The following is a 15861-nucleotide window of genomic DNA, read 5'->3' as shown; positions in this document are numbered from 1 at the left end:
GCAGCGGGCTTGCGGTGGGCCCGTCCGTGAATCGCTGGACAAAGGGCGCCGCCGTGCCCGTTTTGTCCAACGAAGGCGACGGCCTGGGCAAGGCCGATGACAACAAAGGTGACGGCGAAGACGACGACGAGGGCATAGGAGACGAAGAAAGGGAGCCGGTAACGGCCACCAAAGGCGCCGTCACCTGAGCCGGAGCCTCAGCCGAGGCAACCCCGGCCCGACCGAGCCCCACCAGCCCCACCACAGCCCCGGCCACCACGGCGCCCGCTCCCACCGCGGCCACCGCCCCGACGATCAACCCCCGCCGCCCGGTCATCCGACATGCACCCACTGCGCCACCGACGGCACCCCGTTGGTCCCGACCACGAACAGCATGTACCACCCGGGCGGCGCGATGTTCGGGTTCGACGTCAGGTTGAGCCCGATCGTGTTCCCGCTGACCGACATCGGCAGGTCCACGAACCGCTGATTGGGGTCGCTGGAGTGGGTGACGGCCTCGGGCCGGATCAGTTCGGCTTTCAGGATCGGCCCGTCCACGGTGACGACCCGGGTGGATCCATAGGCCCATTCGGCCGAGGACAGCCCGAGGATCTGGGGCCGAGCCCCTTTGAACAGATACGGCGGCGAGTAGACCGACAGCCGCATGTCGAAAGATCCGTTCCCCGGATTGTCCCCGACCGCCATCACCCGCCCGTCGGGCAGCAGGAACGCCGACGAGTGGTACGTGCGGGGCACCGGGTCAACAGCCATCCCGGCGGTGAACGTGTTGGTCGCCGGGTCGTACATCGACGCCTCGTATACCGGATCGGCCCGATTGTGCAGCCCGCCGCCGGTCTCGAACACTTTCCCATCCGGCAGCAGCACCGCTGAGACGTACATCTTGCCTTGATGTGTTGTTTGTGGAATGCCCCCGGTGAGCGTCCCGGTCGGCAGCAGCGGCCCGGCCGTGTAGGTGGGGTTGGCCTGCTTGAGGTCGATCACGTCGGTGAGGCGGTTGGCGTCCGGATTGCTGTCGATGTTCCCGCCGCCCATGGTGATCACCTTCTGATCCTGCGCGGGCGGCAACAGCACGCTCATGGATTGATCCCGCTGATCCTTGTTCTGCAGTCCGCTGACCGGCGTGATGGTGTTCGCGTCGTAGTCGTAGATCGACGACCCGGTGCCCGGCAGCCCGTTCCCGAACACATGGCTGCCCGTGTAGAACAATCGCCCGTCCTGCATCAGGATCATCGACGGATAAAGCCCCCAGAAGTTCCACGTCTGGTGAGCCTCGCCGAGCCCCAGCCACCGCTGTTGAGCCTGCGAGAAGTACTGGGTCGCCACCGTCCCGGACGAGTCCTCCCCGAGCCCGCCCAGCGAGATCACGTCCCCGTTGCCCAGGACGGTCGCCGACGGATACCACGACCCGGCGGTCATGTCGTTGACCCGCGAATACGAGTTGGTCGCCGGATCGAAAACGTAAGAGTCCTTCAACCCCTCATATCCGTGACTGCCGTCCGCCGCCGGATACGCCTTGTTCCCGCCCATGATCAGCACTCGTCCGTCGGGCAGTTGCACATGCCCGGCGCAGAACAGGTCAGCCGGTGTCGGCACATTGATGAACGTCCCGGTGGTGGGCTGATACACGGCCGTGGTGAACGTTCCGGCGGCGAACGCGTCCGGATCATTGCCCGACCCGGCCACGAGCAGCACATTGCCGTTCTTCAACACGACGGTGTGGAGGCCGCGCACGGGGGAGTTGAACGGCAGCACCTGCCAGACCCCCTTGACGCAGGCGTCCCCGGCGCTGCACGCCGTGCCGGTGGCCGGCGCGGTGACGTCCTCCATCGCGTAGTCGTCGGTCTTGAGCGTGCCGACGCCGTAGATGGTGACGCCCCACGCGATCTGGTCGGTGTCGGCCGGCACCTGCGGCGTGCGCACGGTCTTCTGCGTCCAGGCCGGGGTGACCGCCAGCGTGGCCAGGTCGGTCCAGTACACCCAGCCCTGCGCGACGTCGTGCCGGAACATGGTCATGACCGTGTTCGCGGTGGTCGTGGTGTACCAGACCGACAGGTCGTACTGGTGGCCCGGCGTCACATTGGGCGCGCACGACGGGTTCTCCAGCATCATCGCCTTGCGGTCGCCGTTGGGCGACGTGGCCAGGGTGATCTGCATGGCGTTGGCGCCGGTGTGACCGGGACCGGTCAGCCCGAAGGTGAAACTCTGGTCGCCCCAGCCGGACTTCTCCCAGCACACCGGGAACCCGCCGACGTCGACCCGTTCCAGACCCGGGTTGGCGATCAGGTTCGCGCCGGCCCACGCCGGCCCCTGCGGGACCGCCGCGGCGACCAGCACGAGCAGCACGAGGACCAGGACCTGGGCGATTCGCTTGCGGTCGCGGCCACTCAGCCAGGGACGATTGCTTCGGTACGGAAGGAGCACCGCCCCGCCGTTCACGCCGTCACCGGTTTCAGAGCTCGACTCCGGTAGATGACCTTGTCGGAGATGAGGAACCGGGCCGCGAACGACAGCACCAGCGTGACCAGATTCGCCCAGAGCACGCCCAGGTGGACGCCGTCGACCAGCAGCGCCAGCAGCGGGATGCGCAGCAGCAGGTCGGCGTTGCCGAGCAGGAAGAACCGGCTGATCCGGCCCCGGAAACTGCGGTGGGCCCGGCGCGAGCGGTAGAGCAGCGTGTCGGTGAGCGCGAAGTTCCACCCGACCGCCACCAGGTTGGCGATCACCGCGGCGGGCAGGTAGTGCACGCCGGTCAGGTGGGTGAGTCCCCAGAGCGCGGCCTGGTTGGGCAGCAGCCCGGAGACGCCGATCAGCCCGAAGATCAGCATCCGGGACCGCTGGGCGCCGAAGCGCAGCAGCCCGAGGTGTTTCAGGAACCGGACGCCCTCGGCCATCGACGACTTGGACTCCCCGGCGTGCCGCGGCTGGAACGAGTACGGCACCTCGACGATCCGGCCGGGCCGGTTGCGCACGACCAGTTCCAGCAGGATCTTGTAGCCGAGCGGGCGCAGCTCCTCGACCGCCAGGGAGCTGGTGCGGATCGCGAACAGCCCGCTCATCGGGTCGCTGACCTGCAGCAGCGAGTTCCTGAAGATCATCTTGGTGACGACCGTCGAGCCGCCCGAGACGATCCGCCGGTAGCCGCCGGCCAGGCCGTCGCGGTTGCCGCCGCCCGCGTACCGGCTGCCGACGACCAGGTCGGCACCGTCGCGGGCACCGGCCGTGATCAGGCCGGGCACGATCTCCGGCGGGTGCTGCAGGTCGGCGTCCATCACCACGATCCACTCGCCGCGGGCCAGCCGCATGCCCTCGACGACCGCCCCGCCGAGCCCGCCGACGCCGTTCTCGCGGTGGTGCACGGTGATCGGGATCGGGCAGGTCCGCGCGGCCTGTTCGATGACCGCGGGCGTGTCGTCGGTGCTGTCGTCCACGAACACGATCTCGGTCTCGCCGGCCGGCAGCGCCGCGGTGAGCCGGTCGAGCAGCGTGGCGATGTTGTCCCGCTCGTTGAAGGTCGGCACCACGACGGTCTGCCGCAGCGCGGTCCGCACGGGCAGCTCGCCGATCGTCCCGCGCATCCGCGAGCGGACCTTGCCGGGCTGGATCTCCGTAGGGTCGCTGGTGACGGTCATGGGCGCTCCTTGTCCACACGGCGGATCTCGATCCGGCCGTCCTGCGGGCCGAACGAGGCGATCACGGTCGAGTTGGTCAGCAGGGTTCGCACGGTGGGCAGACTGTTCGGGTCCTGGCGCATGGCCGGCGTCGAGACGATGAAGTCGACGTCGCGCCAGCCGTCGGGCAGCCGCGCGGTGACCGCCGAGTCGAGGTCGAGCTTGTAGAACCAGATGACCCGGTCGGGCGGATATCCGGCGTCCACACAGTCGAGCCAGAGCACGTCGTCGACCACGACCGTCGCCCCGTCCCGGCCGGGCAGCCGGTCCTCGATGTAGCCGGCCGCCTGCGCGTACGGTGCGTTGTCGTTCGTGGTCAGCGCGCGGCGGTCACCCACGTACCAGTGCGGGGCGATCGCCGCGACCGACAGCGCGACCGCGGTGCCCAGCACCGCCCACCGCCACCACACGTTGACCGGCGGCAGCGCGGCGACGACGTAGGCGATCACGCCGGCGATGGCGATCGCGAAGAACGGCAGGACCTGCACGACGTACATGGCCGGCAGGTAGCCGCCCGGCCGCAGGGCGACCAGCACCAGGATGGCGCCGGCCAGCGCGACCGGCCGCACCTGACGCAGCGCGAGACCGGCGAAACTGGCCACCGCGCCGGCGATCAGGATCACCGCGTCGTAGTAGAGCCACGACTGCAGCAGCGAGTGCGCGCCCGACCCGGCCGAGAAGACGCTGCCCGACCCCGAGCGGGAGCCGAGCTGGAACTGCCAGGCGCCGATCAGCGAGACGTGCCCCGGGCCGGGGAACAGTTCGCCGCGCAGCACCGCGTAGAGCGGGTAGAAGCAGCCGACCAGCACCAGGCCGCTGGCGAAGGCCCCCAGCGCCCACGGCCGGGTCGAGCTGCGGGCCGAGTTCTGCCACAGGGCCAGGATCACGGCGGGCAGGACGACGGCGATCGTCTCCTTGGACAGCACGGCCACCGCGGCCGCGGCGCCGGCCGCCGCGAAGTGCCACAGGTGTTTGCGCGGCGACAGGGCCAGCGCGAGCGCCCCGAGCATCCACACCACGGCGAACGAGTCCAGGTAGATCTGCCGGCCCATGGTCAGGTAGAGCGGCGACAACCCGTACGTGATCAGGCCGAGCGAGGCCGCCCAGCGGGGCAGACCGACACGCCGGCCGACCACGTAGATCAGCAGCAGTCCGACCGCCTGGACCGGCAGCATCGCGATCCGCCCGGCGGCCACCGCGGTCAGCCCGGGAGCCAGCAGCGCCGGGATCCAGGAGAGCCCGGCCAACTGGATCCAGGCCAGGGGCGGATGGTCGTACCAGTAGGTGTAGTGCGCCAGCCCGCGACCGTGCTGCACGGCCCAGGCCTGCGCCAGGTAGGTGCCCTCGTCGTCGCTGGCCGACGGGAAGCCGGTGATGTTCCAGGCCAGCATCCCGACGACCACCGCGGTGAGCCCAACCGCGATGGCCAAGTCGATCCTTTCCGACCGCTTCTTCGCGGGTACGTCGTCGGCCGCGGCCGGGACGACGGAGATCGGTTTCGCCAGTTCGACCGCGGTCATGCGGGGGCCACCTCGTTCAGATGCGCGCCGACGTGCGACGTCAGTTCCCAGTTGCGGCGCCCGGTGTACTCGCGCCACACCGCTCGCAGCGCCGCCAGGGCCAGGACCAGGGCGTACGGGAAAGCTCCGATGATCAGACGGGCGTAGTGATGCCATTTGATCCGCAAGTCGTACTCCTGACCGAAGTCGCGCAGGCCGACCACCTGGAACAGCAGCGTCGCCGCCATCGGCAGCACCGGCAGGAAGGTGAACAACGCCACGAGCACGGGCAGGTCGGTCCAGAGTGCGATCCCGACCCCGACCGGGATGACCACGCCGGAGAACGCCTGCAGGAACGGGCTGGTCAGCGTGTATCGGGCCAGCAGGCGCTGGCGCCATCCGGGCAGCCGCCGCCATTCGCCCTTGCGCAGCACCTGCAGGAAGCCCTGATGCCACCGGGTGCGCTGCTTGAGCAGGCCCTGCAGCGAGTGCGGCGTCTCCTCGCGGGTGACGATCGTCGAGTCGTAGGCCACGACCACCTTGGCCCCGCGGCTGGACAGGCGCACGCCCAGGTCGCAGTCCTCGGCCAGGCAGGTGCCGTCCCAGCCGTTGGCCCGGCGCAGCACGTCGGTCCGGACGAAGACGGTGTTGCCGCCGAGCGGGATGAACCCCTTCTTGGCGTGCAGGTGCAGCCGGCTGCGGAACCAGAAGAAGTACTCCAGGCAGTTGTGCAGGCTGTACCAGCTCGAATGGAAGTTGATCAGCTGGACGCCGCCCTGGACGACGTCGGCGCCGGTCGCCCGGAACGCGTGGTCGACGTGTTCCAGCAGGTCGGGGTGGACCTGGTCCTCGGCGTCGAACACGCCGACGACGTCACCGCGGGCGTACGGCAGCGCGGTGTTCAACGCCCGGGGCTTGTTCTTGACCTCGTTGTGGTCGGTGACCACCAGGATCCGTCCCGGCGTCGCGGCCGCGACCCGGTGGGCCACCTCGGCGGTCTCCGGGTCGTCGTGCCCGACGATGATGATGATCTCGAAGGCCTCGTGTGTGGACTGCAGCAGCCGCTGCACGGTGTGCTCCAGGACGGCCTGTTCGTGCCGGGCCGGCACCAGCAGCGAGAAGGTCAGATGTTGTTCCCCGTCCGGCGGTGCGAACCGCGTGGCGGCCAGGGTCTCCGGCGTACGCCAGGCGTGCATCGTCCACCACAGCGTGACCGCCGCGAATGCCGAGAGAACCACCGAGACGAAAACCATGATGGCGGCAGCCAATTTCCCAAGCCTCTTCCCCGAAATCGGCAGGCCCCACTCCCACCGTTCAGAAAAGACATTAGCCGTCGGGTGTCCGTACCTTTCAAGTCCACTGTCTACTATTTTGCAATACGCTCAGAAACGTTTTCGAGGCCGAAACGCGACCGCAACACCAACTCCGGCATGCCGGAAATCGCCGGGCAAAACCGCAGGTAGATCTTGATCTGAGCGCGTGTTCCGGAACTCGATCCGCCGTTCGAGCCGTAACCATGGACCGAACGGACGACCGGGTATGGCTACTTTGGATGATCGTGGAATTGTCGCGGAGGTCGCACGTGGACATTCATTTCGCAAATGTTGCGCGGGAGGACTTCGTATTTCCTCGCCGAAACAGCTGACAAATATGAAACGAGGTCCCCGGATAATTGATCAAGTCGTGGACGGGGCGGCGCGGCTCAGCACCAGATCGTGGGCGGCGGTCAGCCCGGAGGCGATCGCGCCGAGAAGCACACCCTCGGTGCCCAGCGTCGAGACCTCGATGCGCGGCGGCCGCAACGCGACCAGTCGGCCCAGTTTTTCGAGCAGCGGTCCGGTCAGCAGGTCGCCGGCGTGGGCGCCGAGGCCGCCGCCGAGCACGACCAGTTCCGGGTCGAGCACCGCGGTCACCCCGGCCAGGGCCCGGCCCAGGTAGTCGATCTCGCGGTCCACCGTCTGCCGGGCGGCCGGGTCCCCGGCGCGGGCGGCGTCCAGGACCTCCTTCGCGGTGGCGGCGCCGAGCGTGCCGAGGCGCTGGGCGGTGGCGACGACCGCGCCGGCCGAGGCGACCGACTCGAACATGCCGCGGCGCCGGGACTCCGGCTGGTCCAGCAGGGGGTCGCCGTCGCCGACCGGCATGTAGCCGACCTCGCCGGCCGCGCCCCGGGCGCCCCGGTACAGCCGGCCGTCGATGACGACGCCCATGCCGGTGCCGGTGCCGATCGAGACGAACACGAAGTGCCGCACGTCGCGGCCCAGCCCGTACCGGGCCTCGCCGATGGCGGCCAGGTTGGCGTCGTTCTCCACCACGTACGTCGCCTTGGTGATGTCGCCCAGCTGGGTCAGGCTGTCCGGCCGGTCCCATCCGGGCAGGTTGGGCGCCAGGTGCAGGGAGCCGTCGGACTTGTCGTGGATGCCCGGCGTGCCGTAGACGGCCAGGGTGATGTCGCCGCGGGTGATGCCGGCGGTGGCGGCCAGCTCGTCGGCCAGCCGGGTGAGCTGGGCGACCAGGTCCTGGTCGTCCGAGCCGCGGGACGGCTCCTGCTTGCGGGCCACGACCGTGCCGACCAGGTCGGCCAGCGCGGTCCGCACGAACGCGCGCCCGATGTCCACGGCCAGGACGTAACCGGCTTCCGGGCGGACCTCGTACAGGAGCGCTGATCGTCCGGCCGGGCCGCTCCGGCGGCCGACCTGGCGCAGCAGCCCGGCGTCCTCGAGGTTGTTGAGGGTGATGCCCACCGTGGGTTTGGACAGGCCGGTGATCCCGGCCAGTTCCGGGCGGGACGCCTTGCCCAGCCGGAAGACCTCGGCGAACACGGCCCGCTCGTTCATCACCCGGAGGACGGCCGTGGTACTGGCGGTCGCACTGCTCTGCACGGGCTCCAGGCTGCCACACCCGTTCGTAAACTTCATTCACGAATTTCGTAAAGGACATTGCCAAACCCTCGGCGGGCGCTGCACGATGCTCCTCACCCCCTTGGAAAGAGGTGCCCGTGAGAGCAGTCAGCTTCGCCGTCGCCACTGTGCTTCTCCTCGGTGCGTGCAGCGCCGGGGACAAAAACGATAAATCTGCGGAAAATAACAAGGCCGGCACGATCGCCCTGTTCCTGCCCGAGTCCAAGACCACCCGCTACGAGGCGTTCGACCGGCCGCTGTTCGAGGCCAAGGTCAAGGCCCTGTGCGCCGACTGCAAGGTGCTCTACTTCAACGCCGACCAGGACGCCGCCAAACAACAGCAGCAGGTCGAGGCCGCCCTGACCCAGGGCGCGAACGCCCTGGTCCTGGACGCGGTCGACGCCGGCGCGGTCGCGTCCCTGGTCAACCAGGCCAAGCGGGCCAAGGTGCCGGTCATCGCCTACGACCGGCTGATCTCCGGCATCACCTACGACTACTACGTCTCGTTCAACAACGTCCGGGTGGGGGAGATGCAGGGCCAGGCCCTGCTCGACGCGCTCGGCAAGAACGGCGGCGCCGACAAGGGTCAGATCGTCATGATCAACGGCTCGCCGACCGACCCGAGCTCGGCCGACTACAAGACCGGCGCCCACAACGTGCTCGACGGCAAGGTCAAGATCGGCCGCGAGTTCGACACCCCCGACTGGAGCCCGGACAAGGCCCAGCAGGAGATGGAACAGGCGATCACCGCGCTCGGCCGGGACACCATCACCGGCGTCCTGTCGGCCAACGACGGCATGGCCGGCGGCGCCATCGCCGCCATCAAACGGGCCGGCTACGCGAAACTGCCGCCGATCACCGGTCAGGACGCCGAACTCGCGGCGGTGCAGCGCATCCTCACCGGCGAGCAGTACATGACCATCTACCTCGACATCCGCAGCGAGGCCGAGAAGGCCGCCGAACTCGCCGTCGCGGTCGTCCACAAGGAGACCCCGGCCGCACCGACCCAGGTCGACAACAAGACCGGGCAGATCCCGTCGTTCCTGCTCGACCCGATCGCGGTCACCGCCGACAAGGTCAAGGACACCATCGTCAAGGACGGCTTCTACAAGGCCGCCGACATCTGCACGGCGCCGGTCCAGGCCGCCTGCGAGCGAGAGGGCATCAAGTAGGTGTTCTCGGCACAATCGATCTCCAAGCGCTACGGCGCGGTCCAGGCTCTCGACGACGTGAGCCTGGACCTGGCCCCCGGCGAGGTCGTCGCGCTGGTCGGCGACAACGGCGCCGGCAAGTCCACCCTGGTCAAAGTGCTCTCCGGGGTGGTCATTCCCGATCAAGGTCACATTCGAAAAGACGATTTGCCCGTACGGATGAGCACCCCGCACGACGCTCAACAGTTGGGTGTCGCCACCGTCCACCAGGACCTGGCGCTGTGCGAGAACCTCGACGTGGTCGCCAACCTGTTCCTCGGCGCCGAACGCTCCCGCTTCTCGGTGCTGCGCCCGATCCGGATGGAACGCGCCGCCCGGGACCTGCTGGCCTCGCTCGACGTCCGGATCCGCGACATCCGGGTGCCGGTCGCCATGCTCTCCGGCGGCCAGCGCCAGTCCGTCGCCATCGCCCGCGCCCTGGTCGCCGACCCGCGCGTGGTGATCCTGGACGAGCCGACGGCCGCGCTCGGCGTCGAACAGACCGCCCAGGTCCTCGACCTCATCCGCCGCCTGCGCGACCGTGGCCTGGCCGTTCTGGTCATCTCCCACAACCTGGCCGACGTACGGGCGGTCAGCGATCGCATCGTGGTGCTGCGCCTCGGACGCAACGCCGGCGAGTTCCGCACCGCCGAGACCACCCCCGAGGCCGTCGTGGCCGCCATCACCGGATCCACCGTGGGAGAAATCGCATGACGGCGCTGGCGCGCTTACGCCGTACGGAAATCGGATCTTGGCCGGTGGTCTTGGGTCTGGTCTTGATCGCGATCGTGTTCGGCTCGCTCAACGACCGGTTCCTGTCGGCCGAGAACCTCACCAACCTGGCCCTGCAGATGGCCGCGACCGGCACCATCTCGCTCGGCATCATCATGGTCGTGCTGCTCGGCGAGATCGACCTGTCGGCCGGGTCGGTCAGCGGCCTGTCCGCGGTGATCATGACGATCCTGTCGGTCAACCACGGCTGGAACCCCCTGGCCGCGATCGTCGTGGCCCTGGCCGGCGCGGCGATCATCGGACTGCTGCACGGCTGGATGTTCACCCGGCTCGGCATGCCGTCGTTCGTCGTCACCCTGGCCGGGCTGATCGGCTGGCAGGGCCTCATGCTGTACCTGCTGGGCAGCGGCGGGACGATCAACCTGCCGTTCGACGGATTCGTCGCCGGGCTCAGCGACACCTGGCTGCCCACCCCGGTGGCCTGGCTGATCGCGGTCCTCATCGTCGCCGTCCGCACCACCAGCGACCTGGTCACCCGCCGCCTGCGGGCCGCCGCCGACCTGCCGGTCACCTCGATCATCGGGACCGCCCTGCGCCTCGGCGGCCTGGCCGTCGCGCTGGCCGCCGTCGTGCTGATCCTCTCGGCCGACCGCGGCGTCCCCCTGCTCCTGATCATCTTCGCGACCCTGGCCGTCGGCCTCGACCTGGTCCTGCGGCACACCCTGTTCGGCCGGCACATGTACGCGGTCGGCGGCAACGCCGAAGCCGCCCGGCGCGCCGGCATCAACGTCACCCGGATCCGGCTGATCGCCTTCGCCGCCAGTTCCACCCTGGCCGCGGCCGGCGGCATCCTGGCCGCCAGCCGGTTGGCCGCGGTCAACCAGAGCTCCGGCAGCAGCGACACCCTGCTGATGGCGATCGCCGCGGCCGTCATCGGCGGGACGTCCCTGTTCGGCGGGCGCGGGCGGGCCTATGCGGCGTTGCTCGGCATCGTTGTCATCCAGGCCATCACCAACGGCATGCTGCTCCTCAACGTGGACTCGTCGGTCCGCTACATGGTCACCGCCGCCGTCCTGGCCGTCGCCGTCGCCGTCGACTCCCTGGCCCGACGGGGCCAGCCCCGATGACCGCCTCGGCGACGGGTGGCCCACGGGTGCTGGCGATCGACTTCGGTGGCACCAAGATCGCTATCGCCACGGCGGCCGTCGGGTTCGCCGGAGGCCGCCCGGACACCGTGGTCCGATTGCCCACCCTCGGCGCCGAGGGAGCGGACCAGGCGGTCCGCCGCGCCTTCGACACCGCCCGCACCCTGCTGTCCGGCCCGGTCGCGGCCGGCGTCTCCACCTTCGGCGTACTCCGCGACGGCCGGGTCCACCTGGCCCCCAACGTCCCCGGCTGGGACGGCTTGGCCCTGCCCGACCTGCTGCGAGCCGAATTCGGGGACGCCCCGGTCGCCATCGACAACGACGTCAACGCCGCCGCCTCGGCCGAACTGCGCTGGGGCGCCCTGCGCGGCGTCGACACCGGCCTCTACATCAACCTGGGCACCGGCCTGGCCGCGGCCCTGGTCGTCGGCGGCCGGGTCCGGCCCGGAGCCAACGGCGCGGCCGGCGAGATCGCCTACCTGCGCGACCGGGACACCGACGCCTACGCGGCGGACGGGCACGCCCCGCTGGAAGACGTGGTCTCCGGCGCCGCCCTGGCCCGGCGCGGCTCCACCCTGCTCGGCCGCCCGGTCACCGCCGCCGAACTGTTCGCGCTCGGCGCCGACCCCGCGGTCGCCGCCCTGCTCGACGAGACGGTGGCCACCCTGTCCCGGACCATCGCCAACCTGTGCGTGATGCTCGACCCGGAACGAGTCGTCCTGGGCGGTGGCCTGATGGGCGCCTCCGCCCACATCATGCCCCGGGTGGCGGCGGCGTTGAGCCGCTCGGTCCCGTTCCCGCCGGCCCTGGTCGAAGCCCGCTTCGTGGACGACGCGCCGCTGGTCGGCGCTCTGGCGCTGGCCCTGGAGTGCGCTTCTGGAGATTTGTGACCATCTCATGTGGGTGGATCAAGCGAGATGCCCACCGTCCTGATCGCCATGCAAGATCATGTATGTGTTGAAGGTGGGGGCCACTCTCATCCCGGCGGCTGTCACTGCCCAGCCGATTCGGTACCTGCCCACCGCGTGATGCTTCAACCGGCAGCCACCACCGCGCGCGCCGCGATGGTGGCTGCCGGCATTGTGGGGGAGACCCGGAGGACAGTCGTCCGCCGGTTCGCCTTGAGGGGTCCGGCCGATCCCCGCATGGCATCGTGTTCACCACGATCAGGAGCCGCCCAGGCCTTTGAGCACCCCGTAGGTCACTCCGACGGCGAAGACCAGGGCCGCGATCGCCGCGCCCTGTCCGCGTTCTCGACGGCTGTCGATCGCGATCACGGCGTATCCGGCAGCGAGGATCCCGATCGGCGGGCAGATCAGGCTCAGCACGATTCCGGTGGCCGCCGTCTTGCTGAACGGTTGCTGGCGGCGAGGGATCGGCGACTGCTGCCCCCGAGGCCCGCGGGTGCCCCGCGCCGCGAGTTCGTCCTTGCGTCTGCTGATCTGGTACGACTCCACCGCTGCCAGCAGGCAGACCGTTATCAGAGCGGCCAGTTTCGCCGGCATCTGGAGGTTGTCGGGCAGGACCTCGTCGACCTTGAACATCTTGATGTTCGCGACGTCGATGACGAACGCCACGAACGCGACGGCCACGGTCACCGCCGGCGCGAGCTGCGGGTGGACGTCGCCGATGCCGAACGTCGAGCGCAGCGCGTACCAGCCCATGGGGAACGAGTACAGGCCCAGCCACAGACCCAGGATCAGCAGGATCGGGTTGTCCGGCAGGTCGCCGTTGTTGCTCTCGTAGATCGGGTAGTAGGCGGCGAACACCGCAAGTACGACGAGCAGCCTGATCCACACCTGGTTGGCCGCCCGTCGCTGCTCGGCGGACATGTCCGGGTGCGTCCACCGGTAGATGCCGACGAACACCGCCACGAGCAGCAGAGACGCATAGAACGACAGGTAGGTGTTCACGAGCCGTTCGACGGCGACGTTGGCCACCGCTGCTTTCGGGATGCTCAGGTAGCCGATGCAGATCAGGCCGACGCCCGCTCGCAGGTCGGCGAGGTCCTGAACGACGGTGCGTTCCAAGCCGGCCGAGGCCGGGTTGAATACCCGCTTGGCGTTGGTGAACGGATTGAGCCAGGTGTACCAGCGGTTGCTCAACAGCGCTCCCTCCGGCGAGGAACAGTGACGCTGTGCCCGGTCTGTCCCTCGATAACGCAGCGTATCCGTTTCCGGCGAGGTCAAAAACGGACAACGGGTCGCTTCGGAGGCGCCGATCGGGGGAATGGTGATCGCCCATAAAGGACGACCGGCGTACCCGCTCCGCACCGAACGGCCCGCCGCACATCCCATGCGCAGCCGTCAAGAACGCGCCGATACGCCGACTTGGCGCGGGGTTCGCGGATAGCGCATGCTGATGCGAGATCGACGAACCTGAACATGAATATTTTCCTTTTTGCCGGAGGGGTGCTGATCTGTGCCGGTCGTTGAACCGTGGCGGGAAGAACGCTATGGAGCGGGCAAGTTCTGGATCTTCCTGATCAGCATTCCGATCATGCTGATCAGCTGCCTGACTTTTCTCGGGCAAAAGGTCACCGATTCCTACAACAACTGGCGTCTTCCCGAGTTGCAGAACGGCACCTACGTCCTGCCGGAATACCCGGCCGATCCGTACATCGTCAACGGTAACGCCGTCGACCGGTTCATGATCACTTTTACTGACGTCGTGGTGACCGACGATGCGGTGAGAATCAACGCCGTCGCCACGAATATCACCGTCGGGGCGCAGACGCTGAACTGCTTGAGGTACGACGGCGTCCGGCAGTGGACGTTACCGTCGGTGCTGTTCTCCAGCGGCAATGACCGGGATCGGTACGGTCCGTCGTGGTGCGAAGGCGCCGACAAGAAAGTCACGGTCAAACGTCACGGAAAAGCCAAGGTCTACGCCGAATTCGACCGCGACAAACGGTTCACCGAAAAGTTCGTCATGCGCTGGGGTGAATGCCTGGCCCAGAAAAAGGACAGGTGCTCCCGCTTCACGACCGAGCATACGATCGACCTCAACACAGCTCAGAAAACCTGACACCCGCGGCCACCGCGCCCGTGAAAAGCCAGACGAGCCCACTACGCTCGCCGCTTCAACCTGGACGATCAAGCATGATCACAAACGGTGGCTGCTTGCTCGACACGCTCGGCCGACGGTGACTCGTGGTGTGCCTCGTCGGGGCCGGTCCGCCGGGCACGCGCTGCCAGCGTGACGATCGCCGCCAGTGCGGTCAGCATCGCGAGCGAGGCCGCGCCGGAGACGACGGCGAACGCCGCCTCGAACGCGGACCGGGCGTGGGCGATCAGCTCGGCGCCTCGTACCCCGGGAAGGTCGTCGGCGACGGCCAGGGCGTCGCCCAACGTCTGGCGGGTGCCGGGCGGCAGACCGTCGGTCGCCCCGGACACCGCGATGCGGTAGACGGTGACGCCGAGCGATCCGAGCAGGGCGATGCCCAGGGCGCCGCCGAGTTCGACGCCGGTCTCGGCCACCGCGCTCGCCGAGCCGGCCCGCTCGGGGCGGGTGGTGGCGACGATCAGATCGGTGGACATCGCGTACACCGGGGCCAGGCCGAGGGCGAAGACGACGCTCCCGGTCACGACCACCGTCAGGTCGCTGATCGAGCCGAGGAGCACGGCGACGAACACGGCGCAGCCCACCGCGGCGATCAGCAGACCGCCGGCCAGGATCCGCAGCCGGGAGAACCGGGTCGCCAACACCGGCCCGATGGCCGTGCCCAGCAGGTATGCGACCACCGACGGCAGGGTCCAGAGGCCGGCCTGCAGCGGGGACAGTCCGATCATCCACTGCAGATACTGAGCGAGCAGTAGATTGGTGCCGTTGAGCGCGAAGAAGGTGAGCGTGCTGCCGAGCAGCGCGTACCGCACCAGCGGGCTGTGGAAGAGCTCGATCATCGGGGTGGCGGTCCGGCGCTGGCGACGGATGCAGATCACGCCGAGCCCGATACCGGCTGCGGCGGCGACGGCGGCGGTGAGCAGGCCCCGGCCCTCGGCCACCCGCTTGATCGCGTAGACGACGGCGAGCAGCGCGAACAGGCTCTGTACCGCGCCCAGTGAGTCGAAGCGGGTGGCCGCCGGGTCGCGGAATTCGGGCAGCACCAGCGGCCCGGCCACCAGCAACAGCAGGGTGACCGGCACCGCCAGCAGGAAGACCGAGCCCCACCAGAACCGGTGCAGCAGCGCGCCGGCGACCACCGGGCCCAGCAGCCCGCCCAGCGAGAAGCTGGCGCTCCACACCCCGAGCGCGACGGTGCGCTGGCGGGCGTCGGCGAACATGCCCCGGATCAGCGCCAGCGTGGAGGGCATCAGGGCCGCTCCGGACAGGCCCATGAGTACGCGCCCGAGAATGAGCGCGGCCGGTGTCGGGGCGAAGGCGGCGACCAGCGACCCGCCGGAGAAGAACGTCACGCCGATGAGCAGCAATCGCCGCCGGCCGATCCGGTCGCCGAGGGCGCCCATGGCCAGCAGCGACCCGGCGACCATGAACACGTAACCGTCCATGATCCACAGCAGTTGCGAACCGCTCGGGCGTAGATCGGTCACGATCCGGGGCGCTGCGAGGTTGAGCACGTGGCCGTCCATCGAGACCAGGAAACATGGCAGGACCAGGGCCATCAGCCCGATCCAGTCGCGCCGGGTCGCTCGCTGCGGGGTCGGCTGATACTCGACATCGACCTGAGGGCCGGCGCTCATCGGGTCACCTCCGTAACGGAAAGAATGTCT

Annotated in this window: 13 protein-coding genes; 6 read left to right on the top strand and 7 right to left on the bottom strand. The window is 69.0% G+C overall.

The window, feature by feature from the left end; all coding sequences use genetic code 11:
* The first annotated feature begins 26 nt into the window (after positions 1–26).
* The gene (locus ACSHV8_RS22955; protein WP_436535806.1) at positions 27–188 is read left to right on the top strand and encodes a hypothetical protein; all 162 of its coding nucleotides are present in this window, start codon (positions 27–29) and stop codon (positions 186–188) included.
* 124 nt (positions 189–312) lie between these two features.
* On the opposite strand, the gene ACSHV8_RS22950 is transcribed toward ACSHV8_RS22955, so the two are convergent.
* The 5 genes from ACSHV8_RS22950 to ACSHV8_RS22930 form a co-directional block, all read right to left on the bottom strand.
* On the bottom strand, positions 313–2436 hold the full coding sequence (locus ACSHV8_RS22950) for a galactose oxidase-like domain-containing protein (RefSeq protein WP_436535805.1): 2124 nt from the start codon (positions 2434–2436) through the stop codon (positions 313–315).
* Complete coding sequence (locus ACSHV8_RS22945) at positions 2433–3629, bottom strand: glycosyltransferase (RefSeq protein ID WP_436535804.1); 1197 nt, start codon at positions 3627–3629, stop codon at positions 2433–2435. Before ACSHV8_RS22945 ends, ACSHV8_RS22950 begins: the two co-directional genes overlap by 4 nt.
* Positions 3626–5188, bottom strand: a complete 1563-nt coding sequence (locus ACSHV8_RS22940; protein WP_436535803.1) for an ArnT family glycosyltransferase — start codon at positions 5186–5188, stop codon at positions 3626–3628. The genes ACSHV8_RS22945 and ACSHV8_RS22940 overlap by 4 nt, the downstream gene beginning before the upstream one ends.
* The gene (locus ACSHV8_RS22935) at positions 5185–6435 is read right to left on the bottom strand and encodes a glycosyltransferase (protein ID WP_436535802.1); all 1251 of its coding nucleotides are present in this window, start codon (positions 6433–6435) and stop codon (positions 5185–5187) included. The genes ACSHV8_RS22940 and ACSHV8_RS22935 overlap by 4 nt, the downstream gene beginning before the upstream one ends.
* A gap of 408 nt (positions 6436–6843) precedes the next feature.
* A complete protein-coding gene (locus tag ACSHV8_RS22930) occupies positions 6844–8046 on the bottom strand; it encodes an ROK family protein (RefSeq protein WP_436535801.1) in 1203 nt (400 codons plus the stop codon).
* A gap of 116 nt (positions 8047–8162) precedes the next feature.
* Between ACSHV8_RS22930 and ACSHV8_RS22925 the strand changes: the two genes are divergently transcribed.
* The 4 genes from ACSHV8_RS22925 to ACSHV8_RS22910 all read left to right on the top strand — a co-directional run bounded on the left by ACSHV8_RS22925 (position 8163) and on the right by ACSHV8_RS22910 (position 12021).
* Positions 8163–9236, top strand: coding sequence for a sugar ABC transporter substrate-binding protein (locus ACSHV8_RS22925; protein ID WP_436535800.1), 1074 nt, complete (start codon positions 8163–8165; stop codon positions 9234–9236).
* Positions 9237–9968 carry an ATP-binding cassette domain-containing protein gene (locus ACSHV8_RS22920; protein ID WP_436535799.1) on the top strand — a complete coding sequence of 244 codons (732 nt, stop codon included), beginning with the start codon at positions 9237–9239 and terminating at the stop codon, positions 9966–9968.
* Between the two features lie 62 nt (positions 9969–10030).
* Complete coding sequence (locus tag ACSHV8_RS22915) at positions 10031–11113, top strand: sugar ABC transporter permease (RefSeq protein ID WP_436535798.1); 1083 nt, start codon at positions 10031–10033, stop codon at positions 11111–11113.
* The gene (locus ACSHV8_RS22910) at positions 11110–12021 is read left to right on the top strand and encodes an ROK family protein (protein WP_436535797.1); all 912 of its coding nucleotides are present in this window, start codon (positions 11110–11112) and stop codon (positions 12019–12021) included. Before ACSHV8_RS22915 ends, ACSHV8_RS22910 begins: the two co-directional genes overlap by 4 nt.
* Before the next feature lie 276 nt (positions 12022–12297).
* Here the strand turns inward: ACSHV8_RS22910 and ACSHV8_RS22905 are convergent, their stop codons facing one another.
* Positions 12298–13236, bottom strand: a complete 939-nt coding sequence (locus ACSHV8_RS22905; protein ID WP_436535796.1) for a hypothetical protein — start codon at positions 13234–13236, stop codon at positions 12298–12300.
* Between the two features lie 316 nt (positions 13237–13552).
* On the opposite strand from ACSHV8_RS22905, the gene ACSHV8_RS22900 reads away from it, so the two are divergent.
* Positions 13553–14158, top strand: a complete 606-nt coding sequence (locus tag ACSHV8_RS22900) for a hypothetical protein (RefSeq protein WP_436535795.1) — start codon at positions 13553–13555, stop codon at positions 14156–14158.
* A 68-nt stretch (positions 14159–14226) separates the two neighbouring features.
* Here ACSHV8_RS22900 and ACSHV8_RS22895 read toward each other — a convergent pair whose 3' ends face one another.
* Positions 14227–15831, bottom strand: coding sequence for an MFS transporter (locus tag ACSHV8_RS22895; protein ID WP_436535794.1), 1605 nt, complete (start codon positions 15829–15831; stop codon positions 14227–14229).
* Positions 15832–15861 lie beyond the last annotated feature (30 nt).

Source organism: Actinoplanes sp. HUAS TT8 (assembly GCF_051380535.1).
Classification (GTDB): domain Bacteria; phylum Actinomycetota; class Actinomycetes; order Mycobacteriales; family Micromonosporaceae; genus Actinoplanes.
Note: the sequence above shows the minus strand (reverse complement) of the source record. Positions and strands in the feature narration are given on the sequence as shown.